The following is a 2,706-nucleotide window of genomic DNA, read 5'->3' on the forward strand; positions in this document are numbered from 1 at the left end:
CACAGGGGATGCCGGACTGCACCATCGGGTTGCGGATGTCGGAAGACGTGTGCAGCGGGTTGATCTCCGGAACGTGGCCGGTGCCGAGCCGCACGGCCTGGGGGGGGGGGGGGGGGCCGCGCCGCGGGGGGGGGGGCGGGCCGCGCCCCGGTGCCGCTGCGTGTGGGCGACGCGGCTGCCGCGGCCGGGCGTGCTCTCCACCGTGACGTCGCCGCCCATCAGCCGCGCCAGCCGCCGCACGATGGACAGGCCGAGCCCGGTGCCGCCGAAGCGCCGCGTGGTGGAGCTGTCGGCCTGGGCGAAGGGCTGGAACAGCCGCGCCATCTGCGCCTCCGTCATGCCGACGCCGCTGTCCTCCACCGCCAGCGTCACGTCCACCGCCCCATCCGCCCCGACGCGCGTCTCCGCGCCCAGCCGCACGAAGCCCTTGTCGGTGAACTTGATGGCGTTGCCGATCAGGTTGAACAGGATCTGCCGCACGCGCACCGGATCGCCCGAGACCATGTCCGGCCCGGGCCCGGGCGGATCGGCGACGAGCACCAGGCCCTTGCCGCGCGCCTGCACGCCGAGCGTGTCCACGGCACCTTCCACCAGCCCGCCGAGCGAGAAGGGCAGGGCCTCCAGCTCCATCCTGCCGGCCTCGATCTTCGAGAAATCCAGCAGGTCGTCGATGATGCGCAGCAGCTGCCCCGCGCTGTCGCGCATCACCGCGATGCAGCGCGCCTGCGCCGGGCCTGGAGGCGAGCGCTCCAGCACCTCGATCATGCCGAGCACGCCGTTCATCGGGGTGCGGATCTCGTGGCTCATCGCGGCGAGGAAGGCGGATTTCGCGCGGTTCGCCGCTTCCGCCGCGTCGCGCGCCTCGCTCAGCTCCGCCTCGCGCATCTTGAGGCGGGTGATGTTGCGGTAGCTGGTCAGCACGCTGCCATCGGCCAGGGCGTGGCGGCTGATCTCCATCCAGTAGCCGGCCGGCGAGGGGCGGATCTCTGCCTCGCCGGCGGGCTGCAGGATCTGCCGCGCCTTTTCCGTCACCGCCGCCTCCAGCGCGGCACCCTCTTCGGGCGGCGGGCCGTAGTCGCCGCGGCGGAACATCAGGCGCAGGATCTCCCGCCCGTCCGCGCCGGCGCGCGCCAGCGCCTCGGGGATGGCGTAGAACTGCGCGAGCTGGCGGTTCACCAGGCGGATGCGGAAATCCGGGCTCCAGAGCACCAGCCCGTCATTCATCGTCTCCAGCACCAGCTCGTGCGTCGCCCGTGCCTCCTGCAGTTCCTGCTCGCGTTCCTTGAGCGCGGTGATGTCGCGATAGATCACCAGCACGCCGCCATCCTGCGTCGCGACGGCCGAGGCCTCGATCCAGGCCCCGTTCGCCGCCTTGCGCAGCTCCGGCGGGCCGCCGGGGTTGCGCGCCAGGCGGAGCTGGCTCTCGACCAGCGCCTCGATCGCGGCAGGGTCCTCCGGCGGCGGGCCGTAGTCGCCGCGCCGGATACGATGGAGCAGCGCGTCGCGCGCCGGGGTGCCGGGGCGGCCGAACTCCTCCGGCACGTCATGCAGCCGCGCCGCCGCGCGGTTGGCCAGCTTGAAGCGAAGATCCTGGTCCATCAGCACGACGCCGTCCGTCATGTGGTCCAGGATCAGCTGCTGCGTCTCGCGCGCTTCCTGCAGCTCCTGCTCGCGCTCCTTCAGCGCGGTGATGTCGCGATACATCAGCACCGCCCCGCCGGTGGCGATCGGGATGGACTTCACCTCCAGCCACTTGCCGGAGGGCGTGCGGCGGACATAGGTGACGCCGCCGGGGCGGGAGAGCAGCGCGGCGCGCTGCTTCACGCGGCTCTCCAGCTCCGCCTCGTCCTGCGGCGGCGTGCCGAACTCGCCGCGCTGGTCCTGCAGGCGCATGATGTCGAGCACGTTGACGCCGCGATAGGCCATCTCCGGCGGGAACTCGCCGACGCGCAGCGTCTCCTTGTTGAAGAACAGCACGCGGAACTCGGCGTCCCACATCACGACGCCGTCGGTCATGTGGTCGAGCACGGTCTGCAGCTGCCCGCGCGCCGCGTTCAGCTCCTCCTCGCGCTGCTTCAGCTCCGTCACGTCGCGGTACATCAGCACCGTGCCGCCGCTGGCGATCGGGATGGACTTCTCCTCCACCCAGGCGCCGGACGGCGTGCGGCGGATGGCGGAGGCGCCGCCCGGCCGGGTCAGCAGCGCCGCGCGCTGCGCCACCCGGTCCGCGAGCTCGGCCTCGGTGGCGGGGGGCGTGCCGAAATCGCCCCGGCTCTCCTGCAGCCGGATGAGGTCGAGCACGCTCACGCCCGGATGCAGCATCGCCGTCGGCAGGCCGGCGACCTTCGCGGTGCCGTTATTGGCGACCACCAGGCGGAACTCGTCGTCCCACATCAGGACGCCGTCCGTCATGTGGTCGAGCACCGTCTGCAGGCGCCGCCGGGCCTCGGCCAGGTCCTTCTCGTGGCGCTTGAAGTCGGTGACCTCGGCCGCGTCCAGCAGCCAGCCGCCCTCCAGCCGGCGGAGATGCACGCGGAACCAGCGGCCCTCGGGCGTGCACCAATCCCGGCTGCGCTCCGCCTCCCCTTCCGCCGGCAGCCACCAGGCCGGGTCCTCGGGGCTTTCGACATAGCCGAAGGCGGCGGCGCCGCCGCCCCGCCGGCCGCTTGCGGCGCGCAGCCCGTGCAGCGTCGCCGCGGGGCCGGG

At 73.1% G+C, this 2,706-nt stretch carries 1 protein-coding gene; it reads right to left on the reverse strand.

Features of this window, described 5'->3' with window-relative positions; all coding sequences use genetic code 11:
• Window positions 1-2,706, reverse strand: a 2,706-nt coding sequence (locus tag AC1MIR_RS21240) for a sensor histidine kinase (protein ID WP_480030170.1), incomplete at both ends; no start/stop codon positions are given.

The sequence above is a fragment of the Falsiroseomonas sp. RANM36 genome, from assembly GCF_056682175.1.